This window comes from Haloferax massiliensis, from assembly GCF_001368915.1.
In the GTDB taxonomy this organism is placed as follows: domain Archaea; phylum Halobacteriota; class Halobacteria; order Halobacteriales; family Haloferacaceae; genus Haloferax; species Haloferax massiliensis.
Genome location: NZ_CSTE01000005.1, coordinates 33,912 through 57,458, shown reverse-complemented (window position 1 = coordinate 57,458; position 23,547 = coordinate 33,912). Strand labels below are relative to the sequence as shown.

Genomic DNA, 23,547 nt, shown 5'->3' with positions numbered 1-23,547 from the left:
AAGTCCCGTCCGCGGCACGGACCGCGGTGACCAGATGAGAGGCGTCGTCGTCGCCGGCACGGCCTCCGGCGTCGGGAAGACGGTCACGACGCTCGCGGTGTGCCGCGCGCTCGAACGGGAGGGTTACGAGGTCCAACCGGCCAAGGCCGGGCCCGACTTCATCGACCCCTCGCATCACGCCGCCGTCGTCGGGAAGCCCTCGCGGAGTCTCGACCCGTGGCTCGAAGGCGACGACGGCATGCGCCGGACCTACGCCCGCGGCGAGGGCGATATCTGCGTCGTCGAGGGCATGATGGGCCTGTACGACGGCGACACGTCGACCGCCCGAGTCGCCGCCCTCCTCGACCTCCCCGTGGTCCTCGTCGCGGACGCGAGAGCCGGGATGCAGAGCGTCGCGGCGACGGCCTACGGCTTCCGAACCTACGCGGACCGCATGGGCATCGACGCCGACGTGGCCGGCGTCATCGCCTCTCGGGCCCACGGCGGCCGCCACGCCGAGGGCATCCGCGACGCGCTCCCCGAGGAACTGCCGTATCTCGGCCGAATCCCGCCGAGCGACGACCTCGAAATCCCGGAGCGCCACCTCGGCCTCCACCTCGGCGACGAGGCCCCGCTGTCCGACGAGGCGCTCGACGCCGCGGCCGACGGGATTCGCGCCGACGCGCTCGCGGCGGTGGCTCGGGAACCCGGCTGGGACACCGAGGAGTTCGAAGTTGGCGTTCGGGCCGAGGCGGCCCGAGCGACGGATTCCGACGGCCCGACGGTCGCCGTCGCCCGCGACGAGGCGTTCTGTTTCGTCTACCCCTCGACCCTCGACAGACTGGAATCGCTCGGCGCAGTCTCGTACTTCTCGCCGGTCGCCGGCGACGACCTCCCCGACTGCGACGGCGTCTACCTCCCCGGCGGCTACCCCGAGCGGTTCGCCGCGGACCTCGCGTCGTCGCCGACGCTCCCGGCGCTCGCCGACCGCGCCGCCGACGGCCTGCCGGTGTTCGGCGAGTGCGGCGGGCTGATGGCGCTTTCCGAGTCGCTGACGACGACCGACGGCGACACCCACGAGATGGCCGGAATCCTCCCCGCCGACGTGACGATGCGGGAGCGCTATCAGGCGCTCGACCACGTGGAACTCCGCGCGACCGACGGGACGCTGACCGCCGACGCGGGCGAGACGCTCCGCGGCCACGAGTTCCACTACTCGTCGGCGGACCCGGCGACGGACGCCCGGTTCGCCTTCGACGTGGAGCGCGGGACCGGCATCGACGGCCGCGAGGGACTCACCGAGTACCGAACTCTCGGTACGTACGCGCACGTCCACCCCGAGAGCGGGGCGTTCGACCGCTTCGTCTCGCGGCTGACGGACTGACTGCGACAAGCACCGACCGACAACCGACGACCGACTGCGACACCGACTTCGAACCCAACGATGACCGACACACCCGACGAAACCCCCGAAACAGACGACGAGACCACCCCTGACGCGGTCCGGGCGAACACGCCCGGCCGCGGCGTCCGCCCCGAGGCGGCCGCCATCGAACCCGCCGCGCCCGACGACTTCGGCCTCGTGCAGGTGTGGTGGGGCGACGGCAAGGGCAAGACCACGGCCGCGATGGGCATGGGCTTTCGCGCCGCCGGCCACGGCTACCGCGTCCACATGCTCCAGTTCCTGAAGGGCGGCGCGGACTCCGTCGAGGCCGTCCGCGGCGAGTACAACGCCATCGACGCGATGCCCGGTTTCTCCTTCGAGAACCTCGGCCACTACGGCTGGGCCGGCATGGCCGACGGGAGCGACGACGACGACCACGAGGCGCAGGTCGCCGCCGGCCTCGACCGGGCGCGCGAAGTCGTCGACGCCGCGGCCGACGCCGACCTCTCGGAACCGCTCGACCTCGACGGCCCGCCGGAAGCGGGCGTTCATCTCCTCATCATCGACGAGGTCCTCTACGCCGTCGCGATGGGACTGCTCGACGAGGCCGACGTGCTCGACCTCGTGGAGCGGAAACCGGAAACCCTCGAACTCGTGTTGACCGGAAGCCACGAGGAGCCGACCTACCTCGAAGACGCCGCGGACCTCGTGACCAACGTCCGAAAGGGGAAACACCCCATCGACGCCGGCCAGCGCGCGAGAAAGGGGACCGAGTACTGAGAGCGTCGGCCGGTCCGACGTAGCGTCGAATTTAGCGCCGAAACAGCGCCGAAACAGCGCCGACTCAGAGCCGTCGGGCGATGTCCAGCGCCTCGTCGGTCGGAACAGGTTCGTCCAGCGCCCGTAACGTCTCGACGAGCGCCGCGACCCGCGATTCGTCGGGGTCGTCGCCGACGCGCTCCAAGAGCCGTCGGGCCGCGCCGGTCCCGCTCTGCGGGCCGAAGTAGAGCGTCCGCGACCCGCCGAAGACGGCCGGGTCGAACGGCTCGAACGTCGCCGGGTCATCGAGCATCGCCGCGGTGTGAAGCCCGGACTCGTGGGAGAACACGTCCGCGCCGAGCACCGATTTCTCCGCCGACACCGACTCGCCGAGCGCCGTCAACACGTCGTTTGCCCGGGGGATGAGCGTCGCGGGGTCGAGCGCGGGGCGGTTCACGGCGCGGCCGGTCTCGGCCGCGACGACGAACTCCTCGACGGGGACGTTGCCGGCGCGCTCGCCGATGCCGGCGACCGACACGTCCACCTTCTGCACGTCGTGGGCGACCGCGGTGAGCGCGTTGGCCGTGGCGACGCCGAGGTCGTCGTGGAAGTGGACGCCGAGGCGAGTCGGGTCGGCGTCGAGGTCGTGGAGGAACGACGACACCTCGAACGGCGTCTTCGAGCCCACGGTGTCCGCGATAGTGAGGTACGTCGCGTCTATCGAGTCGAACAGGCCAGCGAGGAACGCGGGGTCGGTCCGGAAGCCGTCCATCGCGGTGAAGTGGACTTCCAGCCCGGTCTCGGCCGCGGAATCGACTGTCTCGCCGACGAGCGAGCGCAGTTCGTCCTCGCTCTTGCCGAGCAGTTCGGTCCGCTGTCGCTCGCTGGTCGGCGCGAACACGTCGATGACGTCGACGCCGGCGTCGACCGCGGCCTCGACGTCCTTCGGGACGGCGCGGGCGATACCCGTCAGTTTCGTCTCCACGTCGACGGCGTCGCAGACCGCTCCGGTCTGTGCGCCCGCAATCGGGAAGCCGACCTGCACGTAGTCGACGCCGAGGTCGTCGAGGGCGCGGACGGCCGCGACTTTCTGCTCCGTCGTGTAGGACGCGCCGGGTCGCTGTTCGCCCTCGCGGCAGGTCACGTCGAGGAGGACCGGCTCCGCGGCGGCCATTCAGACACCTCCCGCGCGCCGGAGCGCGTCGATGTCGGCGTCGTCGTAGCCGAGCGACGAGAGGATGGCCTCGGTGTGCTCGCCGAGCTTCGGCGGGTCGGTCGATTCGGGGCGGTCGAAGCCGCTTGCGACGACGGGGAACCGCGGGACGCTGACCGACCGCGACGTTCCCTCGGCAGTCTCGACCTCGGTGAAGAAGTCGGTCGCCCGCAGGTGTGGGTCGGCGGCGACCTCGTCCATCGAGTTCACCTTGGCGACGGGGACGCCGACCTCCCGCAGGCCGGCGACGAGGTCGGCCGCGGGGAGCGTCTCGCACTCGGCGCGGAGCAGGTCCATGAGTTCGTCGAGGTTCTCCCGGCGGTCCGGGAGCGTGTCGAACCGGTCGTCCTCGTGGAGGTCGAGCCCGAGCGCCTCACAGAGCGCCGCCCACTGGCGCTCGCCGGAGGGACCGATGAACACCCACTCGTCGTCGGCCGTCTCGAACACGTCGTAGGGTGCCCAGTTGGGGTGCGACGCGCCCATCGGCCCCGGCACATCGTCGTAGGCCTCGGTGTACGCGAGCCAGTAGCCCATCATCGAGACGGTGGACTCGAACAGCGGCGCGGTCACCTTCGACCCCTCGCCGGTCCGGTCGCGGCGGTAGAGCGCCCCGAGGACCGCTATCGCGCCGTAGAACGACGCGGCCATGTCGGCGATGCTCGTGCCCGACCGGACCGGGGGCATCCCCTCGTGGCCGGTGACGCTCATCAGCCCGGACAGCGCCTCGGCGATGGGGTCGAGCGCGGGGTACGACTCGTAGGGGCCGGGGTTGAACCCCTTGATGGAGCAGTAGACGAGCCCCGGATGCGTCTCTCGCAACTGCTCGTAGCCGATGCCGAGTCGCTCGGCGGTTCCCGGCGCGTAGTTCTCGACGACCACGTCGGTCTCGTCGAGCAGGTCGAAGAACGCGTCGAGCGCCGCGTCGGACTTGAGGTCGAGCGTAAGGCTCCGCTTGTCCCGGTTGACGTAGTTGAACGAGCTGTTTCCGACCGGCGACGACCCGCGGATGAGGTCGCCGCCCTTCGGGTGTTCGACCTTGATGACGTCCGCGCCGAGGTCGGCGAGGAGCATCGAGCAGAACGGCCCGGCGATGATGTGGCCGAGTTCGAGGACGCGCACGCCGTCGAGCGGAAGCCCGGACGTCGCCGACGCGGTCGCAGAGCCGGTCGCGTCCGCGGCAGTCTCGGCGCTGGCGCTCTTGGCGCGCTCGGCGCTGTCGCCGCTCATGGAGTGACGCCCCCCGTCCCCGCCGGCGACGACGAGCGCTCGCCGGCGCGCTCGGAGCCGAAGAGTATCGTCTCGCCGTCCTCGCCGAAGACGAACGCGTCGGCGAGGTCGAACGACACGTCGAGTCGGTCGCCCGCGACCGCGTCGTCGACGGCGTCGCTCACCACGTCGAAGGAGGTGCCGTCTTCGAGGCGGCCGTGGACCACGGACTCGGTCCCGAGCGTCTCGACGACCTCCACGTCGACCGAGAGCCGACACGCCCCCTCGGAGCCCACGTCGAGGTACTGCGGCCTGATTCCGAGTCTGACGCGACCAGCGGTCGGGGCGTCGACGCCGGCCGGAAGCGAAAGCTCGAATCCGGGGCCGACGAGCGCGGTCCCGCCGTCGTTCGCCTCGACCGCGCAGTCGACGACGTTGGTCGAGGGCATGCCGATGAACTGCGCGACGTACTCCGAGTTCGGGTAATCGAACAGCCGTTTCGGCGGGTCGACCTGCGCGAGTTCGCCGTCGCGCAGGAGGACCACTTGGTCGCTCATCGTCATCGCCTCGGTCTGGTCGTGGGTGACGTAGACGACGGTCGTGTCGAGTTCCTGGTGGAGCCGCTGAATCTCGACGCGGAGGTCGGATTTGAGCTTCGCGTCGAGGTCGGACATCGGCTCGTCCAGAAGCAGCACGTCGGGGTCCTGTACGAACGCGCCGCCGAGGGCGACGCGCTGTTGTTGGCCGCCGGAGAGTTCGGCGGGCATCTTCTCCAACTGCGCCTCGATTTGGAGGACTTCGGCGGCCTCGTCGATGCGCTCGTCGCGTTCCGCCTTCGGAACGCCGTGAATCTTCAGCCCGTAGCCGATGTTCTCGCGGACCGACATGTGCGGGTAGAGCGCGATGGACTGGAACACCATCGAGACGTTGCGCTCCTGCGGCGGGAGGTCGGTCACGTCCTCGTCGCCGAACGAGACGGTGCCCGAGGTGGGCGTCTCCAACCCGGCCAACATGCGCAGGGTCGTCGTCTTCCCGCAGCCGGAGGGGCCGACGAAGGTCGTAAACGAGCCTTCGGGGATGTCGAGGCTGAGGTCGTCGACAGCGACGTGCGTGTTTCCGAGGGTGCGAAACTCCTTTCTGACGGTGTCGAGGTGGATGCTGGTTGCCATTATTCGAGGCCTCCAACGCTGAAGCCCTGGAGGAGGTATCGTTGCAGGAACAGTGCGATGAGGAACGGCGGAATCGAGATGAGAAGCGAGACGGCCATCGTCTCGCCCCAGCCGATGCTGACGCGGTCCAAGAACAGCGACGCGCCGACGGTGATGGTGTACATCTCGTCGCGGCTCATCACGACGCGCGCCATGGTGAAGTCGTTCCACGCGACGGCGAACGCGAAGATGGCCGCGGAGATGTAGCCGGGCCGGGCGACCGGCAGGACCACGTCTCTGACGGTGCGCCAGCGACTCGCGCCGCGGACCCACGCGGACTCTTCGAGCGCGATGGGAACGGTCTGGAAGTACTGCCACATCAGCCAGATGCAGAACGGCGCGGAGATGGCCGTCAGCGCGAGGGTGAGCGCGAAGTGGCTGTTGAGCAGGCCGAGCGTCGAGAAGACGACGTACAGCGGGATGGCGAGGACGATGGGGCTGAACATGTACGAGAACAGCACCGCCCGCGCCGCCAGCGACTTCCCGGTGAACTCGAAGCGCGTCAGGCCGTAGCCCGCCGCGACCGCGATGGTCGTCGAGAGCACGGTCGAACCGAGGGTGACCACGAGGCTGTTGACGAAGTACCGGACCGTGTCGGTCGACCCGAGGAGCACGAGGAAGTTCCGGAGCGACGGCTCGGTGGGAAGCAGGTTCACCCGCCCGCCGGCGAACGTCGTCGCCGGCGACTGGATGGCGATGACCACCATCACGTACACCGGGATGACGGTGAACACCGAGATGAGAAGCGCCGTCAGGTAGACGGCGATTCGCTGGAGGCGCTTCTGGGTGTCGTGGGAGACGAGGCCCCGACCGGTGGAGGTCGCCATCTCACGCCACCTCCTGTTCGGGGGCGAACGCCCGGAAGTAGACCACCGCGACGCCGGCGAGGAGGAAGAACATGACGCCGGCGAGCGCCGTCGCCATGCCGAAGTTCACCTCGCTGAACGCGAGTTGGTAGACGCGAATCGGGAGCGTCGTCGTCTGCTGGAGCGGGCCGCCCCGGGTCGAGAGGTAGATGATGTCGAACTTGTTGAACATCCAGATGCCCCTGACGAGGAGGATGATGAGAATCGCGCCGCGGAGGTGCGGGAAGGTGATGTCGCGGAACGCCTGCCACGTCGTCGCGCCCTCGACCCGCGCCCGCTCGTAGAGGTCGGGGTCGATGGCCTGCAGGCGGGCGAGCAGGATGAAGAAGGCGAAACTGGCGAACTTCCAGACGCTCGTGACGACGACCGCCGGCATGGCGAACTCCAGCGTCGAGAAGAAGGCTATCGGCTTGTCGATGAGCCCGGCATCGACGAGGAACTGGTTCAGAATCCCGATGTTGGGGTCGAGGATGAACTTCCACATGAAGATGACAACGAGCGTCGGCAGGAGGTACGGGAAAATCATCAGCGTCCGCAGGGCGTCGCCGCCGCGGATGCGCTGGTTGATGACGAGCGCGAGCCCCAGCCCGATGACGAGGCTCAGCCCCGTCGTCGCCACCGCGTAGACGACGCTGTTCCAGAGGAAGCCCCAGAACGCGCCGTTGCCCAGCAGTTCGGCGTAGTTGCCGAGGCCGACGAACTCGGGGTTCCGCACGGGCGACGCGAACAGGCTCATCCCGAGCGCGTAGACGATGGGGATGACCCAGACCACGACGAAGAACGCGAGCATCGGCACGAAACACGCCGCCAACAGGAGCGTCGTGCCGTCCACGTCGCGCTCCCGGAGGGCCGACCCGGCGGCCGCCAACCGCGATTTGAGGGCCGTACTCATTGCAATCCGCGGAGCTGGTCGGCCAGCCAGTCGGCCGTCTCGTCGGGCGTGAGCCCGCCGACGAGGAGCTGGTCAGCCGCCTGTCCGAAGAGCTGTTCGCTGTAGGCGTCGGCCGCGACGATGTTCGGCGCGCCGTCGTCGCCCGTCGCGAGGACGCTCGTGAAGGCGTCCCAGTTGTCGCGGACGAGGTTCATCACGTCGGGGTGCTGTTGGATGACCTCGTTTTCGGTCACCTCGGGCGCGTCGAGTTGCTCCCGCGTCGGCGGGAACTGGAACAGCGGCGCGGAGAGCACGAAGTCGAAGAAGCGCGACGAACTCGTGAAGAAGTCGACGAACGCCTGCGCGCCCTCGGTGTTCTGGCCGTCGTTGCGGACGAGGTGGCCCTCCATGTACGACCACCACTTGTCCTGTGCCGCCCCGCTCGGCACGGGGAAGGGCATCGGACTGAGGTTCTCGACGAGGTCGGGGCGGTTGGCCTGAATCGTGAGGATGGGGAGGCCGCCGACGCTGGCGATGGCCGCGGCGTTCTCCTGTTGGAGCGCGCCGATGGCGTCGCCCCACGCCCACCCCGAGCCGTTCGGCGAGTGCTCGGCCATCGACTGGACCCACTCGAACGTCTCGACGGCCGCCTGGCGGTTGTCACCGTCGTCGAGTCTGACCTCGATACCGTCGGAGGGGCCGCCGTAAATCTCCACGTCGTTCTGCCAGAGATACTGCGTCATCTGGGTGTCGGCGTTGTTCGTCTGGCCCGACTGGATGACGTAGCCCTCCATCGACTCGTTTGCCGACACCTCGCCGGCGGCCTCGATCCACTCGCTCCACGACGCGGGCATCTCCGAGTACACGTCGTTTCGGTACCAGCCCATGAGCGGTTCGACCATCGCGGCCGCGAAGTACGACTCGCCGCCGACGTTGACCGGGTCGGGCAGGTCGTTATCTTGGACGGCCCCCGTGACCGGCGCGAGGACGCCGTCTCGCTGGAGCCGATACGCGTCCGTCGAGGTGTCGAAAAGCAGGTCCGGCGGGTTGCCCGCGGCGACCATCTTCTGCATCTCGGCGTCCGAGGAGGTCCCCTTCGCCGTGTAAATCATCTCGACCGTGTGGTCTGTCTCTTCTTCGAACTCGGCGATAATCTCGTCCATCACGTCCTTCGAGTCGCCGCGGTCCGAGAGGTATCGAATCGGCTCGTTGGAGCCGCCGCCACCGCCGCCGCCCAGACAGCCAGCCGTCGTCACCGCCGCCGCGCTCCCGACCGCCGCGAGGAACGTCCGGCGCGACGACCCGCGCGTTTTCCGCCCGTCGCCACCGCGTGAGTGATTCCCATTTATCATGGTAATTGCAAACAATACGTACACCGGAAGAGGGCACGGGAGTAGTGCCTACCCCTGTTGGCTCTTTATAATGGTTTTCGGAGGTATGATGACGTGTTTCAGGTGTACTAGGCGCTTAAAATCCGACTCGCGGCGCGCTGGGGGCCGAACCGGTGGGAGTCGGGGAGGAACCGGAAGGAGTCCAGAGGAACCGGGAGGAGTCCAGAGGAACCGGGAGGAGTCGGGGGTCAGGTGCTGTCGGGGTTCGCGGGCGTCGTCGCGTCGGCGAGCGCGTCGCTGAGGAGTTTCTTTTCGGCCCGGCGGAGGTGTTCCAACACGGTCGGTCTGCTCACCTCGAACGCCGCCGCGATTTCCTCGACCGTGACGCCCCGCGGCCAGTCGTAGTAGCCGCGTTCGAGCGCGTAGCCGACGACCTCGGCCTGCCGCTTCGAGAGCCGCGTGGAGGGGCCGACGAAGGGTTTCAGCCGCCGGAGTTCGACGGTCCCGAGCGACCGGAGTCCCGAGATGATTGCCTTGAGGTCGGCCCGCCGGAACACGACCACGTCGAAGACGCGCGAGCGCCCGTAGAACTGGCTCATCCGCTGGAGCATCCCGTGGTTCTCGCGGATGATCGGGAGCGCGCCGGACGACCGCTTGGTGATGAGCAGTTGGTCGTCGCCGACGAGTTCGAGGTCGCTGACGACCTCGCTGGCGGCGAGTCGCTCGGCCATCTCGTCGCGGTGCTCCCCGGCGTCGACGACGAAGCGGATGTCCGTCTCGCCGAGCACCTCGCAGTTCGTCACGACGACCGGTCCGTCGACGAGGTCGCTCACGTGCGACAGCACGTAGTCCTCGTTCAGTTCGAGGAGGATGGTCGCGCGGAGCACCGCTATCGAGACCTCCGGCTGTCGGGGATAGACGGGCGTCCGAGACGGTCCTGTTCGACCACGGTTACTGCGCCGATACGTCGCCCGCGGGTAATAGCTGTATCCCGAGTCGGACGACCCGCCGTCAGCGACCCGGTGGGGTTACTCCTCCGCCGGCGACACCGTGATGACGGGAACCGGAACGCTCCGGACCGTCTCCTCGGCGACGCTCCCGAGGAGGATGCGGTCGACGCCGCTCCGCCCGGTCGTCCCCATGACGACGGCGTGGATGTCGTTGTCCGCGACGTACTCCCGAATCGCCTCGCTCGGCGAGCCGTGTTCGATGGTCTCGGCGAGCTTCGTGACGCCGTGTTCGTTCGCCTCCTCGACGACCTGCGAAATCGCCTCGTTCGCGCCGCGTTCGCTCTCCTCGCCGGAGAGCATCGACCGCACGTCGAACCCGAGCGCGGAGTCGTCGACCACCGAGAGGACGTGGACCGTCGCGTCGAGTTCGGCGGCGAGCGCGAGGCCGTGGCTCGTCGCCCGCTTCGCGGAGCGACTGCCGTCGGTCGGGATGAGGATGCGCTCGTAGGGGAACGTCAGCTCCTCGTCGGGCTTCATGCGGGCGGTGAGGACCGGTCGGTCCGACAGGCGGACGACCTTCTCCGTGACGCTCCCGCGGAGCTGTCGGGAGATGCCCTCCCGTCCGTGGGTCGGCATCACGATGAGGTCGTAGTCGTACTCATCGGCGTACTCGACGATGGTGGGCGCGGGGTTGCCCTGCACCACGTCCGTCGAGTAGTCGACGCCGAGGTTCTGGAGCGTCTGCGACGCCTCCTCGACGACGCTCTCGCCCTCGCGTTCGAGCGCGTCGACCACGTCGTTCCCGACCACGGTGACGCTGTCGCGGGTCGTGTCGGCGACGAAGAGCAGTCGAATCTCCGCGTCGTCCCAGTGGGCGAGTTCGCTGGCGTGGTGGAGGACCGCGCTCGACGACGTGCTCTCGTCGACCGGCAGGAGGATGCGCTCGTACATGGCTTGTCATACACCCGGTCGCCGGTAAGTCCTTTCGCCGGACGGCGTCCGCGGACCCCCGTCTCCGGCGGCACGACCCCCGGCGCGCCACACAGTTATCAGACAGCAGTCACAACGGGACGACCATGGCACCGAGAAACGAGTCGTCCCGCGGCGGCGAAACGCGGCCGCGACGCCGCCGCCGGAACCGACGCCGACAGCGCGGCGACGACGGCGAGGGTGGCATTGACGCGTGGCTCGACGCGACGGTGTACTTCGGGCTCGGACAGCACCTGCTCCTCGCGCTGCCGATGCTCTGGGTCGCCTTCATGACCGTCTCGACGCCCGTGGCGGTCACGACCGCGGCCGTCGTCTCGCTGGCGGTCGCCTGCCTCGCCATCGGCGCGCTCCGCATGAACGCCGTCTCCGTCGGCGCGCCGTGGCACCGCATCGAGGACAGCGAACTCGGTCTCGGGCCCGACGCAGGCTACGGCTTTCTCCTCCGCCGAGCGGCCTACCTGAACGCGACGCTCGGCCTCGGGACGTTCCTCGGCGCGCGCGCCGACCTCGCCGGCGCGGGACTCGTCGGCTCTGTCGTCGTCGCCGGCGGCGTCGCGCTCTGTGCGATGCTCGCGCTCCCACGACTGCGCGCCGCGCCGGCCCGCACGTCGGCCGCGGCCGCCGGAGCTTACTACGCCGTTTCGCTCCTCGTCGTCGCCGCGTTCCCGGGCACGGTCGACCTGTTTTCCCTCGCGCCGTCGGTCGCGCTCTGCGTGCTCGCGGTCGCGGTTGCCGCCGCGTTCGACGTGATGAGCGGGCGAGACCGTCGCTGACGGCCTCTCAGCTCCGCGGCCGTCCCGCCGCCGTCCGCGGGCATCAAGTTTTCAACCCTCGCGCACCGACTCGTCGGGCATGACACCGATTCCGCGACCGGGACGCCCGCCCGAGGTGCCGCGGCGTGGCTGACGCCGCGCTCGCCGACGACCCCGTGACGGCGCTCCGCACGGCGGCCGACACCCTCCGCGACCGGCGCGAGGCGGTCGACGACGTCGGCCGCGAGGAGCTTCGAACGCTCGCGTCGGCCGTCCGCGACGTGACGGGGATTCTCGACCGACACGAGGAGCAGGCGACCGACGACCTCGAAGGCTACGTCGCGTTCCGCGAGGCGCTGTCGAACCGGCTGGAGGAGGTCCCCGCCGACGTGCGCCACAGCGACGCCTTCATCGACGCCAACGAGTCGCTCACGACCGGCATCACCTCGTCGCTGTCGGCGTCCGACTTCGAGCAGGCCAGACGCGAGTTGGCCCCCGCCCGCGAGGAGGCGGCGCTCCTCGACGAACTGGACGAGGCGAGAGAGGACTACCGGAGCGCCCGCCGGCGGCTGCGGGAGCGCGCGGACGAACTCGACGCGCGAATCGACCGCCTCGAACGCGTGCGGGAACTCGGCGAGGCCGACATCGACGCGCCGGTAGACGAACTCCGCGACCCCATCGAGCGATACGACGACGCCGTCACCGAGGCGTTCGAGCGGTTCCGCGCCGAGTCGTCGGCCGGCGACGTGCTCTCGTGGCTGGCGGCCGCCGAGTCGTACCCGCTGGTCGGGACGCCCAGTCCGCCCGAGCGACTGCGCGAGTACCTCGAAACCGCCGCCATCGGCGACGAGCCGATTCCCACGCTCGTCGAGTACGCCGGCTACTCGCGGTCGAAACTCGACCACTACGTCGACGACCCGAAGCGGTTCTCCGCGGCCGTCGGGACGAACAAACGGTTTCTGGAGACGCTCGACGCCGACCCGCTGACCGTGTCGTGGCCCCCGGAACCCGCCTCGGAACTCCGCTGGCGGACGAAGGAACTCGTCGCCGTCGTGAGTCGGTTCGCCGACGACGAGACGGTCGCCCGCGCCCGAGAGGTCCACGAACTGACGTACGGGGAGTCGTACGACCGCCTCCGCGACGCCGCGGTCGCCCGCGCCGAACTCACCGAAGACCAGCGTGAGCGGCTCCAGCGGGGCGTCGTCGAAGAGGAGTTGGCCGACGCCCGCGAGGAGCGCGAGCGGGTCGAAGACTGCCTCGACGCGAACCCGCCGCTGGACGACTGAGCGTCGCCCGGCGACCGCGGCGGCGAGACCGGGCAGCCGGACGGCGACAAAAAGCACTTACCCGACTCGGCGGAACTCCCGGTAATGCGTCTCCGGAAACTCGCCCTCCTTCTCGCGGTGGTCGGTCTCGTCTGCCTCCCCGCGCCGGTGTACCTGCCCGCGCTGGCGGACGCGACGTCGCCGCCGCCGCAAACCTCGCAGTCGTACCGAGCCGAGACCGTGTCGCTCGCGAACGAATCCGACGTCGAGACTATCGTGAGTCGCCACGGGCGGACGGTCTCGATTTCGGTGCACCAGGTCAGCCACCGGTACTCGGCCGGCGAGTACCGCGCGCCGAACGAGACCCGCGAGACGCTGGCGGCGGCGATGCGGAGCGGCACCGCCCGGACCGCGGCGGCGGGCGCGAGAGCCGACCTCCAAGCCATAGCGCGGAACAACACGTACGTCCACGACGCCTACGGCGAGCGCGACCAGTACTACCGGTTCAGCGTGGAAGAAAACGGCTCGCTCGTCACCGCGCGAAACGCCACGCTCCAGCGCGTCGCAAACGCCACCGTCGAGCGAGGGGCGTATCGCTACGAGAACCTCTCGCCGGGGGCGAGAGAGACGGTCGATAGAATCCTTCGGAACTCCTCAGATGAGGACTTCGGCTACCGACCGCGGGTGAACGACGCCTTCGTGGACCGCCTCCCGGCGCTCGTCGAGAAGGATGGAACGCTCCACAGCATCACCGTCTACGGCCACGTCGACGACTTCGGCTTCGGAATCGAGCTCGTCGTCGGCCTCGGGGTCGCCGGGGTCGGCGCGGTCCTGATTCTCGTCGGGGGCGCGCTGTACGCCGTCGCGTGGTGGCGCGAGTAGCGAGAGAAAAAACGCACCGAGCCGCGAGATTGCGGCTCAGTTCGGTTCAGCAGTTCAGTTGGCGTCGAGGATTTCGACGTCGAAGACGAGCGTCTCGCCCGCGAGTTCGTGGTTGAAGTCGATGCGGACCACGTCGTCGTCGGCGTGGACGATTTCGCCGAGGCCGCCCTGCTGGGTCTGGACGTACAGGCCCTCCTCGGGCTCGTCGCCGAGCACCTCGCGGAGCTGTTCGGTCTCGTGCTCGCGGACGAGGTCCTCGTCGTACTCGCCGTAGGCCTTCTCCGGCGGGATTTCGATGCTCTCCTCGTCGCCGACGGACATGCCGACGAGCGCCTCGTCGAGCCCCTCGATGACGGTTCCCGCGCCGACCTCGACCGCGAGCGGTTCGTAGTCGCGGTCGGGCTGGGCCTCCGCGAGACCCTCGGCCTCGGCCACGTCCTGACGCGACGTATCGAAAATCGTGCCGTCCGGGAGCTGTCCGACGTATTCGAGCGAAACGGAGTCGCCGGTTTCAATCGTCATACCGCGTACTCTCTGCCGGAGACGGATAAGTGGCCGTACTATCGCCGAGAGTGTGAGTGAACTGTCACATCGAGGCGCGCGCTCATGCTCTCGGCGCGCCACTAGGTCGCGTGGCGTTCGCCCGAACGAACGGTATCGACACCTACTACGAGCGGCGAGGCGAGGGGACGCCGGTGGTCTTCGTCCACGGGGCGGTTCTCGACCACGGTCAGTGGGACCGCCAGACTGAGGTGCTGTGCGACGGCTACACCACCGTCTCGTACGACGTTCGAGGACACGGCCGAACCGGCGGGTCCGACTTGGCGACGTACTCGATGGAGCTGTTCGCCGACGACCTCGCCGCGCTCGTCTCGGAGTTGGGTCTCGACAGACCCGTGGTCTGCGGGCTCTCGACCGGCGGCTGTATCGCGCAAGCGTACGCGATGCGGTACCCCGACGGGCTCTCGGGGCTCGTCCTCGCGGACACGTTCTCCCCGGTCGTCTTCGACCGCCTCGAACGGTTCCAGCGACTCGTCGTCCCCCGGTTGGCGATTCCGTTCGTTCGACTCGTCGGCTACGAGCGCGTCGAGAGAATCATGGTCTGGTTCCAAGAGCGGCTGTCGGGAACGACCGCGGGCGGCGACTACGGAAACGTCGAGCGTCTTCGGGAGGACGGCCCGCCGATGGCGACCGACGAGTTCGCGAAAGTGATTCGGGCGGTCAGTCGGTTCACCGACTCGTCGGTCGTCCTCGGCGACATCGACGTGCCGACGCTGGTCCTGTACGGCGAGAACGAACTCCCGTTCGTGCGCAGGCACGCCGCGACGTTCGGCGATGGGATTCCGACCGTCACGGTCCGCGCGGTTCCCGACGCGGGCCACGCGTCGAACCTCGACAACCCCGCGTTCTTCGAGGACGCCCTCCGGGAGTTCCTCGACGGCCTCAGAACAGTCGCCAGATGAGTGACCGGAGTCTGTAGCCAAGCGACCCGCGCTGGTAGCCGTTCCACCCGCTCATGCCGCCCGCGAGCGTCGCCGCGTCGTACCCCTCCTCGCGGAGGAGCCCCGTCGCCCGCTTTGCGACGATACCCATCTTACAGACGACGACCACGTCGCGGTCCCGCGGTATCTCGTCCAGTTGACTCCGAAGCGAGGCGTCGTCGCCCGACCGGAGGTCGTCGTAGACGGGGACGTTTCGGCTCCCGTCGATTGCGCCGCGTCGGTAGTTCGACTCCGGACGGACGTCGAGGACGAACGGGCCGTTCCCGTCGGCGAGGCGGGCGTCGAGCTCGTCGGGGCGAATCGAGGGCACGGATACCACCACGTCGCTGCCGCGGAAAGCGCTGGCGCTTCCGCGTCCCGCCCGCCGGGAGCGACGCCGTAGCTTGAACACGGCGGTCCGCGTAGCGCCCGTATGGAGTGGGACGAACGCTACCGGACCGGAACGTACCCGACCGACCCGGAGCCGTCGCCGGTGCTCCGGGCGTACCTCGACGAACTGCCCGACGGCCGCGCGCTCGACGTGGCGGCCGGCAACGGCCGCAACGCGCTGTTTCTCGCCGCGAACGGCTACCGGGTGGACGCGCTCGACCAGTCGAGCGAGGGGCTGAGCATCGTCGACGAGCGCGCGCAGTCCCGCGGGTTCGCCGACCGCGTGGAGACGATTCGGGCCGACGCGACGACCCACGACTTCCCCGAGTCGACGTACGACCTCGTCACAATCAGCTACTTCCGGACGCTGGACCGCCTCGCCGACATCAAGGCGGCGCTGAAGCCCGGCGGCGTCCTGTTCTACCAACACCACCTGCGGGCCGACCCGCCGGCGACGGTGGGGCCGAGCACCGACAGATACCGCTTCGACTCGAACGAACTGCTCCGCGCCTGTCTCGACCTCACGGTGCTCTACTACGACGAATCGACCGAATCGCGCGACGACCGACAGTCCGCGACGGCGACGATTATCGCGCGGAACACGCGGGGCGGGGCGCAGTCGTATCCGCGGAGAGAGGAATAGAAAAATAACAAAACCGACACACCAAATCGGGAGTGGCATAGGATTCCTGATGCGCGTTATAACGACCGAAGTAAAATAAATCATAGAGAGTTTCTGAAACACTCGTCTTTTTATTCCGAGTTGAATTGCGCTCACACCCGATATTAGACCGCTTTTTCAGGGCACCGACGGTAGAGTTAGAAACGTAATATGGATTTGAAAGGTAGTTTATCTAAATATCCGTTGCGAGACTGCCCGGCGACGCGCTGTCTTCTTTTGAGAAAGTGTTCGAATAATATTGTTTTTCAACGCTCCCCCCGGACCGGTCGGTCGGCGAGAGCAGATAGGGTCCGAACGATGTCCCGGACACGAAGTCGGACTACCGGCCCGCCCGGATTCGGTTCTCTAATCTGAGAAACACATATGTTCTTTCGGGTTCGAACCGATGGTATGTCAACGGACTGGTTCGCTGAATCGGGTTCGACGGGAGAGGTGACCATCGAAGAGCGCGACGGTGCGTGGTTTCTACAATCAGCCGAGTCCGAATCTGACGTGAAATGTATCTTTGAGGACGACAGCTCGCTCTCGGCTTCGTCGGGCCCCCAACGAGTCAGTATCATCGTCTCGAATTACATGAGAGGGCGCGGCAACGAGGTGAACTACCTTTTCGCCTCAATCGGAGACGACCCATCGAGCTCGAGTTCCAAGGCCACGGAACCGTCGGCGAATCGGGACGGAGTTGCGGCCTCGAACACAGATTCAGGCGACACCGGGACTCGGAATCCGACCCGAACGCTCTCGGAACTCACCGGGAGCGGGGCGTACGTGACGGTGGAGGCGACCGTCGACGAGGTCGCGTGGGTCAACAAGAACGACCCCGAGACGCCGGACATCCTCGGCTACCTCACCGACGAGAGCGCACCCGAAGGCGTCGTGTTCGTCGTCCCCGAGGGCGTGAGCCACCCGTACCTCGGCGAGGGCGCGCGGTTCGAGTTCGCCGGTGCGAAGGACCACCACTACCGCGCGAAAGACCAAGTACAGCTGCTGATAACGGACGCGACGCAGTTCACTCAGCTCGCGTCGTCGGATGAAGGCGTCCACGGGTCGGGACGCGGCGGCGGGCGGGCCCGGGGTCGGTCACCGGGCGACCGCGAGAAACTCGGAAGTCTTCGAGACATCGCAGAGAGCGCCATCGGCGACGAGACGTTCGTCGAGACGCAATCGGGCGACGACTCGCTCGTCGGGGCAGCGAAGCGTCGCGCTCGAAAGCAGCAGCGCGACCCCGCCATCGACCCGCGAACGCGCGCCCTCGACGAGGACGAAGGAGAAAGTTCGAACCGAGACGACGACTGACCGGCGACCCTAACGGGATTGGCCAATGACTGATTGGGTTGCGCGTCGAATCACCTCCCGTGGCGGTACGCCAACGCCGCCGCGCCATCATTCGGTTGGCTCCGTCCGTTCGATTTTTATCGCTCCGCGACGGTCATACACGAATGACCGTGTTAGATTGGCCCGACGAGCCGCGCATCATCGACACGCACGCCCACCAGCCGACCGCGGAGTTCCTCGAAGACGCCGGCGGCGAGATGATGCGGGACGCGGCGAACAGGTTCGGCGCGGAGATGGAGACGTGGAGCTACGAGGAGATGATAGCCGAGTACCGCGAGCACAACATCGGGCGGGCGGTGCTCCTCGGGTGGGACGCCGAGACGAACACCGGAAATCCGCCGGTTCCGAACGACTACGTGGCCGAAGTCAGAGACGCGCACCCCGATTTCTTCGTCGGGTTCGGGAGCGTGGACCCCCTGAAAGACGACTGCGTCGAGGAGGCGGTCCGATGCGTCGAAGACCTCGACCTCTCGGGGTTCAAGTTCCAGCAAATCGCACAGGGGTTCGACCCGAGCGACGACGAACACAGGGCGCTGTTCGACACCATCGAGGACCTCGGCGTGCCGGTCGTCTTCCACGGCGGGAACTCCACGCTCGGGGCGTGCTCGCCCGGCGGCCGCGGTCTGAAAATCAAGTACGGCAACCCGATGCTCATCGACGACGTGGCCGCGGAACACCCGGACCTCCAGATTCTCATCGCTCACCCGGCGTACCCGTGGGAAAGAGAGCAACTCGCCATCTGCCAGCAGAAGGGCAACGTCTACATGGACCTCTCGGGGTGGCTGCCGAAGTACATCGATGAGCAGGTGCTTCACTACGCCAAGACCGTCTTGCAGGACAAGGTGATGTTCGGCACCGACTACCCGATGATTCGACCGGGGCGGTGGTTCGAGTCGTTCGAGGAGCACTTCGACGCCTCCGAGGAGGTGAAGCGAAAGCTCCTCTGGGAGAACGCGGAGCGGTTCCTCGATGTATAGATATATCGGATGCTCTAGTTCAGTAACATTCAATATGTGTTCTGAATGCGTTTTCGTATGGGGATTGGGATAGTTAACGTTCAGATGCAGCATAGTTGGGGCGGGCGATGAAGTACGAGGATAGACAGCTTACTGCGAAGCAACAGGCAATTCTCTATAAAAAGAGAGACAACCCGGACTGGTCCAACACGCGCATAGCAACCGCCGTCGGTTGCTCTGATTCACACGTATCAGAGACGTTGCGAAATTACGACCCAGACAAGCTCAACGACGATGGAACAATTGCGGTAGCCGTCGAATCAGAAAAGAGGTCTGCGGGCGGCAGGTTGAAATGGGTAATCGCGAGCCTATGTGTCCAGTTTTGGGGCATATTGTATGCGTTTGGCGGCCCAAATAGCGGCGCAGTAAGTGGAGACCAAGCGTTACTCGTGTTTCTCTGCGCCTGGATAGTCACGCCTGTCTTAATCTTCGCTGATGCTCAGTTACAACATGCCGAGCAGGTGTCCGACCGGCCAAACAGAGTCGTGTGGCCAATAGCGTCATTTCTCGTACCAGTTGTTGCATCACTGTACTACGTTGTGAAGCGCGCCTAAGCTACTCGAACTCCGGCCGTCGCTTCTCCAAGAACGCGGAAACGCCCTCCTCGTGGGCGTCGGTGTCGTAGGCGAGCGTCTGGGCGTGCGCCTCGCGTTCGAGGCCGTCCGCCCACGACCGGCCGAGGTTCGCGTGTATCGCTTCCTTCGCCAGCGCGAGCGTCTCCGTGGGCTGCGCCGCGAGGGTCGCAACCAACTCGTCCACGACGGCGTCGAGGTCGGCGGCGTCGACTGCCTCGTTCACGAGGTCGAGTTCGGCGGCACGGTCGGCAGAGATGAGTTTCCCGGTGAACGCGAGTTCCTTCGCGGCGCGGAGGCCGACCAACCGGGGGAGCGTCACCGTCGCGCCCGCGTCGGGGACGAGTCCGACGTTGACGAACGACGCGCCGAAGCGGGCGTCGCGGGCGGCGTAGGCGAAGTCGCAGGCGGCGACGACGGAGGTCCCCGCGCCCACGGCGTCGCCGTTGACGCGGGCGACGACCGGCACCGGGGCGGTGAGAATCGCCTCGGCGGCGCGGCCGAGGGTGCCGCGGACGCGCTCGTAGGCCTCGCGGGCGGTCTCGTCGCGCTCGGCCATTGCCTGAATATCGCCGCCGGCGCTGAAGGCGTCGCCGTCGCCCGTTATCACCGCGGCGTCGAACGCCTCAGGAGAGAGTGCTTCGAGCGCCGCCGAGAGCTCTCGGGCCACGTCGGCGGTGAACGCGTTTTTCGCCTCGGGTCTGTCGAACGTCACGGTCCGGACGCCGTCGGCGTCGTCGACTCGCATACCCGCGCTACGGGGACGCGGGGTAAATAGCCTCGCCGGCGGACCGCCGGGCGAGTCGAGCGAGTCGCCCGCGGTTCCGGCTCACGCGAGCAGCGCCCCAAACACCGACTGTTGCGCCCGGCGGAGCCGTTCGAGGAACGCCGACTTGCTGATTCCGAGTTCGTCCGCCACGTCCTGAGCCGTGATACTCCGGGGGAGGTCGAAGTACCCCATCTCGACGGCCGCCCGGAGGGCGGCCTCCTGCGCGGGCGTGAGGTCCCACGCTCGACCGATGGGCGATTCCTCGTCCGCCCGGAGGAGGGAGACGCGCTGGAGTTGGATACCGACGGTGCCGCCGGCCGTCTCCATCACGCCACGGAGCACGTCGTAGCCGACGACCGCCCCGCGCATCGTCGCGCCGCCCTCGTCGTACCGCATCGACTCGACGAGGAAGCCGGCGTCGACGAGCTCGTGGACGACGCAGGGGTGTTTCGAGAGACAACGGAAGGTGTACGTGTCGTCGCCGCGGGTGACGTGGAGGTAGCGGATGGCGTCGTCATCGTCGAGGGCCTCGGGGAGTCGGTCGTCCGCGGGAGCCGAAAAATGTAGCAAGACATTGCCGTCGGCGCGGAGTTGCGGCGCGTTCGCGTCGACCGCGACGGGGACCGCGTCGGTCGCCCGCGCCAGCGGGCAGTCGTCGCCGTCGATGCGAAACTCGGCCACCAAGCACTCCGCTATCATCGGCGTGTGTGTACGCGACAGTGATATAAAAAGGCAGGCTATGGACGGGTCAATCCGTAAGTAGTTATAGATGATAGTTCCTGATAGACCAATGGACCTCGAAACCGTCAAAGAACGAGCGGGCCCGCGGCAGTTCGCTCCGAAAGACGACATGCCCGAGGAGTACCGCAAGGCCGCGACGCGGATGATTCAGTTCCACGCGAACAGCGAGGTGATGGGCGGGTACCTCGAAAAGCCGTTCATCCGGCAAGCGCCGAGCATCGACCGAAAGTTGGCGTTCTCGGCGAAGGTGCAGGACGAAATCGGCCACGCGCAACTGCTCTACCGAGCGGCCGAATCCCTCGGCGTCAAGACGCGCGACGAGATGCTGGACGAACTCGCCCGCGGCGACGGCAAGTTCCTCAACTGCTTCCACTACCCGATGGAGTCGTGGCACGAGGTGCCGATGATAGCCTTCTTCGTCGACGGTGCGGCCATGCACCGGCAGGCGACGCTCAAGAACACGTCGTGGACGCCGTACGCCCACGCGATGGACAAGGTGTGCTTCGAGGAGGGATTCCACGTCAAACACGGCGAGTCCATCCTCTCCGAGTTGATGAACGGGTCGAAGGCGACCCAAGAGAAGACGCAGGCCGCCTTCGAGACGTGGTGGCCGCGAATCATCCAGTTCTTCGGCCCGACCAACGACAAGTCCGTCCACAACGACTTCGCACAGGAGGTCGGCCTGAAGACGAAGTCCAACGACGAACTGCGCGACACGTTCCTCGACACCTACGTCCCGAAAGCGAAGAAGTACGGCCTCGTCGTCCCCGAGTACCCACGCATCGAGTACGACGAGGAACTCGACACCTACCACGTCAACGAGGACGACCTGAACTGGGACGAGTTCTGGACCATCGCCAAGAACGCCTCGGACGGGAGTCACGAGCAGATTAACTCCCGCGCGAAGGCGCAGGAGGCGGTCGGGTGGGTGCGCGAATCGATGCACGGCTGGGAGGGCGCGTCGGGGGCCGAAACCCCGCAGGCGGCGGACTAAGAACCATGATTTGGGAAGTGTTCAGACAGGACAAACCGGGAGCGTACCACAAACACTGCGGCAACGTCCACGCGCCGGACCGCGAGTTGGCACTCCAGTTCGCGGCCGTCCAGCACGGCCGACGGATGAAGACCCACAGCCTGTGGGTCGTTCCGCACGACGAAATCGGCGAAATCGACGCCGACGAGACGAGCTTCGGCGGGACGACCGACAAGGCCTACCGGTGGGCCACCTCGTACACGGACATCGAACCGGCCGCGCCGGAAGTCGCCGAAAGCGAGGCCGAGCAGGCCGACGTGGAGAAATCGCTTGAGGCGGACAGCTAACCATGCCCGACGCTCTCAATCCCGAAGATCTCGACGCCGAACAGCGCGCCGCGCTCGAAGAACTGCTGTTCCGCCTCGCGGACGACGAGTACGTCCACGGCGAGCGCCTCATCGAGTGGCAGATTTACGCGCCGACGTTGGAGTCCGACCTCGCCTTGGCGAACGTCGCACAGGACGAGTTCGGCCACGCTCGGCTGTGGTACGACCTGCTCGAAGAACTCGGCCACACCGAGGCGGAACTTATCTGGGAGCGCCCCGCCGACGAGTTCAGACACGCTACGCTGGTCGAACTCCCGTTCGCGGAGGGCGACTGGGCCGACGTGGTCCTGCGGAGCTACCTCTACGACGCCGCCGAGCGCCTGCGCCTTGACGCGCTCGTCGACACCAGCTACGCGCCGCTCGCCGACCGCGTCGGCAAGGTGCTGAGCGAGGAGCGCTACCACCTCGAAAACGCCCAGAGCTGGCTCGACCGCCTCGCCGAGGGCGACAGCCGCGACCGCGTGCAGGACGCGCTCGACCGGCTGTTCCCCCACGCGCTCTCGCTTTTCGCCGAGCCCGACCACGAGGACGCAATCGTCGACAACGGCTTCCGGACGATGTCCACCGCCGACCTCCGCATCGAGTGGCTGGAGACGGTCATCCCGTACCTCGAATCGCTCGGGCTCGACGTGCCCGAACCCGACGAAATCGAGCGCCCGAGCGCCCGCGGCCGCGACGGCACCCACACCGACCACTGGGACGAACTGGCCGCGGAGCTCCGGCGGACGTACGAGGAGCTCGAAGCCCCCGAACCGGCGCGAATCGGTAGGGAGCGTGTCTGACGTGAGCGCCGACGACACCCCCGACGCGACCGCCTGCGGCTACACGGAGTACGTCGACGGCGAGGTGCCCGAGGGCTTCCCGAAGACGGGCGTCGGAGCCGCGGGCGTCGAAGCCGACATCTGGGACGCCCTCTACGAAATCGAGGACCCAGAGATGCCGGTGAGCATCGTCGATCTCGGCCTCATCTACGACGTTCGCGTCGTCGAGCGAGAGGGCGAAGACGGCGAGGCGAAGACGCTCGGTATCGTCGAGATGACGCTGACGTACACCGGCTGTCCGGCGCGCGACTACCTCGAAAACGACGTGCAGTGCGCGACTCTGGCGGCCGGCGTCGACGAGGCGTCCGTGCGGCTCCGGTTCACGCCGGAGTGGACCGTCGACATGGTGACCGAGGCGGGCCGCGAGGCCCTCCGCGAGTTCGGGCTGGGGGTGTGAGCGATGCGACGTTTCGACCCCAGCACCGAGACGACGGGCGAGGCATCGGGCGCGGAGTGCCCGTACTGCGACGGCACGAACACCGTCCGCGAGCATCCGAAAGGGCCGGGACTGTGCCGGTCGATGCACTTCTGTAACGACTGTCAAGAGCCGTTCCAACGGTTCGAATAACGTCGGTAGAGAGACCGGAGAAGAGCGGTTTTTTGGAACGGCGTCCGCGGAGCGCCGAGGCGGTCACTCCGGGGACGGCGGGTCGAGGGCAGGAGCGTGCAGGGGAGGCGGGATAAGCACCGAACCGTTCAGCGAGTTGCGGGCCGAAGTCTCGGGCGAA

27 protein-coding genes are annotated in these 23,547 nt (G+C 67.4%); 15 read left to right on the top strand and 12 right to left on the bottom strand.

From position 1 onward, the window contains the following. Positions 1 to 34: 34 nt before the first annotated feature. Positions 35 to 1,363: a cobyrinic acid a,c-diamide synthase gene (locus tag BN996_RS16510; protein WP_089780900.1), complete on the top strand. Its 1,329-nt coding sequence runs from the start codon at positions 35 to 37 to the stop codon at positions 1,361 to 1,363. Between the two features lie 60 nt (positions 1,364 to 1,423). Then, on the top strand, positions 1,424 to 2,143 hold the full coding sequence (locus tag BN996_RS16505; protein ID WP_089780898.1) for a cob(I)yrinic acid a,c-diamide adenosyltransferase: 720 nt from the start codon (positions 1,424 to 1,426) through the stop codon (positions 2,141 to 2,143). Positions 2,144 to 2,207: 64 nt separating this feature from the next. Here BN996_RS16505 and BN996_RS16500 read toward each other — a convergent pair whose 3' ends face one another. From BN996_RS16500 to BN996_RS16465, 8 genes are all read right to left on the bottom strand, one after another. Then, a complete protein-coding gene (locus BN996_RS16500; RefSeq protein ID WP_089780896.1) occupies positions 2,208 to 3,296 on the bottom strand; it encodes a LeuA family protein in 1,089 nt (362 codons plus the stop codon). Continuing rightward, positions 3,297 to 4,562: a CaiB/BaiF CoA transferase family protein gene (locus BN996_RS16495; RefSeq protein WP_089780894.1), complete on the bottom strand. Its 1,266-nt coding sequence runs from the start codon at positions 4,560 to 4,562 to the stop codon at positions 3,297 to 3,299. Beyond that, positions 4,559 to 5,710 carry an ABC transporter ATP-binding protein gene (locus BN996_RS16490; protein WP_089780892.1) on the bottom strand — a complete coding sequence of 384 codons (1,152 nt, stop codon included), beginning with the start codon at positions 5,708 to 5,710 and terminating at the stop codon, positions 4,559 to 4,561. The genes BN996_RS16495 and BN996_RS16490 overlap by 4 nt, the downstream gene beginning before the upstream one ends. Then, the gene (locus BN996_RS16485) at positions 5,710 to 6,576 is read right to left on the bottom strand and encodes a carbohydrate ABC transporter permease (protein ID WP_089780890.1); all 867 of its coding nucleotides are present in this window, start codon (positions 6,574 to 6,576) and stop codon (positions 5,710 to 5,712) included. Before BN996_RS16485 ends, BN996_RS16490 begins: the two co-directional genes overlap by 1 nt. Before the next feature lies 1 nt (position 6,577). After that, positions 6,578 to 7,507, bottom strand: a complete 930-nt coding sequence (locus tag BN996_RS16480) for a carbohydrate ABC transporter permease (RefSeq protein ID WP_089780888.1) — start codon at positions 7,505 to 7,507, stop codon at positions 6,578 to 6,580. Further along, positions 7,504 to 8,742, bottom strand: coding sequence for an ABC transporter substrate-binding protein (locus BN996_RS16475; RefSeq protein ID WP_089781267.1), 1,239 nt, complete (start codon positions 8,740 to 8,742; stop codon positions 7,504 to 7,506). The genes BN996_RS16480 and BN996_RS16475 overlap by 4 nt, the downstream gene beginning before the upstream one ends. Positions 8,743 to 9,065: 323 nt before the next feature. Further along, a complete protein-coding gene (locus BN996_RS16470) occupies positions 9,066 to 9,704 on the bottom strand; it encodes a helix-turn-helix domain-containing protein (protein WP_007276311.1) in 639 nt (212 codons plus the stop codon). Positions 9,705 to 9,845: 141 nt separating this feature from the next. After that, positions 9,846 to 10,718 (bottom strand): universal stress protein, encoded by an 873-nt coding sequence (locus BN996_RS16465; protein WP_089780886.1) that lies wholly within the window; start codon positions 10,716 to 10,718, stop codon positions 9,846 to 9,848. A gap of 125 nt (positions 10,719 to 10,843) precedes the next feature. Here BN996_RS16465 and BN996_RS16460 point away from each other — a divergent pair, with 125 nt between their 5' ends. From BN996_RS16460 to BN996_RS16450, 3 genes are all read left to right on the top strand, one after another. Next, complete coding sequence (locus tag BN996_RS16460) at positions 10,844 to 11,530, top strand: DUF8215 family protein (protein ID WP_089780884.1); 687 nt, start codon at positions 10,844 to 10,846, stop codon at positions 11,528 to 11,530. Positions 11,531 to 11,655: 125 nt separating this feature from the next. After that, positions 11,656 to 12,795 carry a DUF7118 family protein gene (locus tag BN996_RS16455; protein ID WP_089780883.1) on the top strand — a complete coding sequence of 380 codons (1,140 nt, stop codon included), beginning with the start codon at positions 11,656 to 11,658 and terminating at the stop codon, positions 12,793 to 12,795. 84 nt (positions 12,796 to 12,879) lie between these two features. After that, the gene (locus BN996_RS16450) at positions 12,880 to 13,656 is read left to right on the top strand and encodes a hypothetical protein (RefSeq protein WP_089780880.1); all 777 of its coding nucleotides are present in this window, start codon (positions 12,880 to 12,882) and stop codon (positions 13,654 to 13,656) included. 54 nt (positions 13,657 to 13,710) lie between these two features. Here the strand turns inward: BN996_RS16450 and BN996_RS16445 are convergent, their stop codons facing one another. Then, positions 13,711 to 14,178 carry an FKBP-type peptidyl-prolyl cis-trans isomerase gene (locus BN996_RS16445; RefSeq protein WP_089780878.1) on the bottom strand — a complete coding sequence of 156 codons (468 nt, stop codon included), beginning with the start codon at positions 14,176 to 14,178 and terminating at the stop codon, positions 13,711 to 13,713. A 110-nt stretch (positions 14,179 to 14,288) separates the two neighbouring features. Between BN996_RS16445 and BN996_RS16440 the strand changes: the two genes are divergently transcribed. Continuing rightward, on the top strand, positions 14,289 to 15,119 hold the full coding sequence (locus tag BN996_RS16440) for an alpha/beta fold hydrolase (protein ID WP_089780876.1): 831 nt from the start codon (positions 14,289 to 14,291) through the stop codon (positions 15,117 to 15,119). Here BN996_RS16440 and BN996_RS16435 read toward each other — a convergent pair. Next, positions 15,100 to 15,468, bottom strand: a complete 369-nt coding sequence (locus BN996_RS16435; RefSeq protein WP_089780873.1) for a rhodanese-like domain-containing protein — start codon at positions 15,466 to 15,468, stop codon at positions 15,100 to 15,102. The two genes, BN996_RS16440 and BN996_RS16435, sit on opposite strands and share 20 nt — an antisense overlap. A gap of 102 nt (positions 15,469 to 15,570) precedes the next feature. Between BN996_RS16435 and BN996_RS16430 the strand changes: the two genes are divergently transcribed. The 4 genes from BN996_RS16430 (at position 15,571) to BN996_RS16415 (ending at position 19,111) form a co-directional block, all read left to right on the top strand. Then, positions 15,571 to 16,170, top strand: coding sequence for a class I SAM-dependent methyltransferase (locus BN996_RS16430; RefSeq protein WP_089780872.1), 600 nt, complete (start codon positions 15,571 to 15,573; stop codon positions 16,168 to 16,170). An 804-nt stretch (positions 16,171 to 16,974) separates the two neighbouring features. After that, entirely contained in the window at positions 16,975 to 17,502 is a 528-nt protein-coding gene (locus BN996_RS20575) for a hypothetical protein (RefSeq protein ID WP_226908782.1), read from the top strand. Between the two features lie 143 nt (positions 17,503 to 17,645). Next, the gene (locus BN996_RS16420) at positions 17,646 to 18,518 is read left to right on the top strand and encodes an amidohydrolase family protein (RefSeq protein WP_089780868.1); all 873 of its coding nucleotides are present in this window, start codon (positions 17,646 to 17,648) and stop codon (positions 18,516 to 18,518) included. Between the two features lie 107 nt (positions 18,519 to 18,625). Continuing rightward, positions 18,626 to 19,111 carry a hypothetical protein gene (locus BN996_RS16415; protein ID WP_089780867.1) on the top strand — a complete coding sequence of 162 codons (486 nt, stop codon included), beginning with the start codon at positions 18,626 to 18,628 and terminating at the stop codon, positions 19,109 to 19,111. A 1-nt stretch (position 19,112) separates the two neighbouring features. Here BN996_RS16415 and BN996_RS16410 read toward each other — a convergent pair whose 3' ends face one another. Then, positions 19,113 to 19,877, bottom strand: coding sequence for an enoyl-CoA hydratase/isomerase family protein (locus BN996_RS16410; protein ID WP_089780865.1), 765 nt, complete (start codon positions 19,875 to 19,877; stop codon positions 19,113 to 19,115). 81 nt (positions 19,878 to 19,958) lie between these two features. Next, positions 19,959 to 20,597: a helix-turn-helix domain-containing protein gene (locus tag BN996_RS16405; RefSeq protein ID WP_089780863.1), complete on the bottom strand. Its 639-nt coding sequence runs from the start codon at positions 20,595 to 20,597 to the stop codon at positions 19,959 to 19,961. Positions 20,598 to 20,688: 91 nt separating this feature from the next. Between BN996_RS16405 and paaA the strand changes: the two genes are divergently transcribed. Genes paaA through paaE form a run of 5 tightly spaced genes read left to right on the top strand, consistent with a single transcriptional unit; the run spans position 20,689 to position 23,387 of the window. Next, positions 20,689 to 21,633 carry a 1,2-phenylacetyl-CoA epoxidase subunit PaaA gene (gene paaA / locus BN996_RS16400; RefSeq protein ID WP_089780861.1) on the top strand — a complete coding sequence of 315 codons (945 nt, stop codon included), beginning with the start codon at positions 20,689 to 20,691 and terminating at the stop codon, positions 21,631 to 21,633. A 5-nt stretch (positions 21,634 to 21,638) separates the two neighbouring features. Further along, a complete protein-coding gene (gene paaB / locus BN996_RS16395; protein ID WP_089780859.1) occupies positions 21,639 to 21,959 on the top strand; it encodes a 1,2-phenylacetyl-CoA epoxidase subunit PaaB in 321 nt (106 codons plus the stop codon). Positions 21,960 to 21,961: 2 nt separating this feature from the next. Beyond that, the gene (paaC, locus tag BN996_RS16390) at positions 21,962 to 22,780 is read left to right on the top strand and encodes a 1,2-phenylacetyl-CoA epoxidase subunit PaaC (protein WP_089780857.1); all 819 of its coding nucleotides are present in this window, start codon (positions 21,962 to 21,964) and stop codon (positions 22,778 to 22,780) included. Continuing rightward, positions 22,773 to 23,216, top strand: coding sequence for a 1,2-phenylacetyl-CoA epoxidase subunit PaaD (gene paaD / locus BN996_RS16385; protein WP_089780855.1), 444 nt, complete (start codon positions 22,773 to 22,775; stop codon positions 23,214 to 23,216). Before paaC ends, paaD begins: the two co-directional genes overlap by 8 nt. Before the next feature lie 3 nt (positions 23,217 to 23,219). After that, positions 23,220 to 23,387, top strand: coding sequence for a 1,2-phenylacetyl-CoA epoxidase subunit PaaE (paaE, locus tag BN996_RS20255; RefSeq protein WP_167344159.1), 168 nt, complete (start codon positions 23,220 to 23,222; stop codon positions 23,385 to 23,387). The last annotated feature ends 160 nt before the right edge of the window (positions 23,388 to 23,547 follow it).

What these genes read in the sequence shown, in the direction of transcription:
- BN996_RS16510 (WP_089780900.1), top strand. Translation starts at nt 35, where the DNA reads ATGAGAGGCGTCGTCGTCGCCGGCACGGCCTCCGGCGTCGGGAAGACG.
- BN996_RS16505 (WP_089780898.1), top strand. Translation starts at nt 1,424, where the DNA reads ATGACCGACACACCCGACGAAACCCCCGAAACAGACGACGAGACCACC.
- BN996_RS16500 (WP_089780896.1), bottom strand. Translation starts at nt 3,296, where the DNA reads ATGGCCGCCGCGGAGCCGGTCCTCCTCGACGTGACCTGCCGCGAGGGC.
- BN996_RS16495 (WP_089780894.1), bottom strand. Translation starts at nt 4,562, where the DNA reads ATGAGCGGCGACAGCGCCGAGCGCGCCAAGAGCGCCAGCGCCGAGACT.
- BN996_RS16490 (WP_089780892.1), bottom strand. Translation starts at nt 5,710, where the DNA reads ATGGCAACCAGCATCCACCTCGACACCGTCAGAAAGGAGTTTCGCACC.
- BN996_RS16485 (WP_089780890.1), bottom strand. Translation starts at nt 6,576, where the DNA reads ATGGCGACCTCCACCGGTCGGGGCCTCGTCTCCCACGACACCCAGAAG.
- BN996_RS16480 (WP_089780888.1), bottom strand. Translation starts at nt 7,507, where the DNA reads ATGAGTACGGCCCTCAAATCGCGGTTGGCGGCCGCCGGGTCGGCCCTC.
- BN996_RS16465 (WP_089780886.1), bottom strand. Translation starts at nt 10,718, where the DNA reads ATGTACGAGCGCATCCTCCTGCCGGTCGACGAGAGCACGTCGTCGAGC.
- BN996_RS16460 (WP_089780884.1), top strand. Translation starts at nt 10,844, where the DNA reads ATGGCACCGAGAAACGAGTCGTCCCGCGGCGGCGAAACGCGGCCGCGA.
- BN996_RS16450 (WP_089780880.1), top strand. Translation starts at nt 12,880, where the DNA reads ATGCGTCTCCGGAAACTCGCCCTCCTTCTCGCGGTGGTCGGTCTCGTC.
- BN996_RS16445 (WP_089780878.1), bottom strand. Translation starts at nt 14,178, where the DNA reads ATGACGATTGAAACCGGCGACTCCGTTTCGCTCGAATACGTCGGACAG.
- BN996_RS16430 (WP_089780872.1), top strand. Translation starts at nt 15,571, where the DNA reads ATGGAGTGGGACGAACGCTACCGGACCGGAACGTACCCGACCGACCCG.
- BN996_RS16420 (WP_089780868.1), top strand. Translation starts at nt 17,646, where the DNA reads ATGACCGTGTTAGATTGGCCCGACGAGCCGCGCATCATCGACACGCAC.
- BN996_RS16415 (WP_089780867.1), top strand. Translation starts at nt 18,626, where the DNA reads ATGAAGTACGAGGATAGACAGCTTACTGCGAAGCAACAGGCAATTCTC.
- BN996_RS16410 (WP_089780865.1), bottom strand. Translation starts at nt 19,877, where the DNA reads ATGCGAGTCGACGACGCCGACGGCGTCCGGACCGTGACGTTCGACAGA.
- BN996_RS16405 (WP_089780863.1), bottom strand. Translation starts at nt 20,597, where the DNA reads ATGATAGCGGAGTGCTTGGTGGCCGAGTTTCGCATCGACGGCGACGAC.
- paaA (WP_089780861.1), top strand. Translation starts at nt 20,689, where the DNA reads ATGGACCTCGAAACCGTCAAAGAACGAGCGGGCCCGCGGCAGTTCGCT.
- paaB (WP_089780859.1), top strand. Translation starts at nt 21,639, where the DNA reads ATGATTTGGGAAGTGTTCAGACAGGACAAACCGGGAGCGTACCACAAA.
- paaC (WP_089780857.1), top strand. Translation starts at nt 21,962, where the DNA reads ATGCCCGACGCTCTCAATCCCGAAGATCTCGACGCCGAACAGCGCGCC.
- paaE (WP_167344159.1), top strand. Translation starts at nt 23,220, where the DNA reads ATGCGACGTTTCGACCCCAGCACCGAGACGACGGGCGAGGCATCGGGC.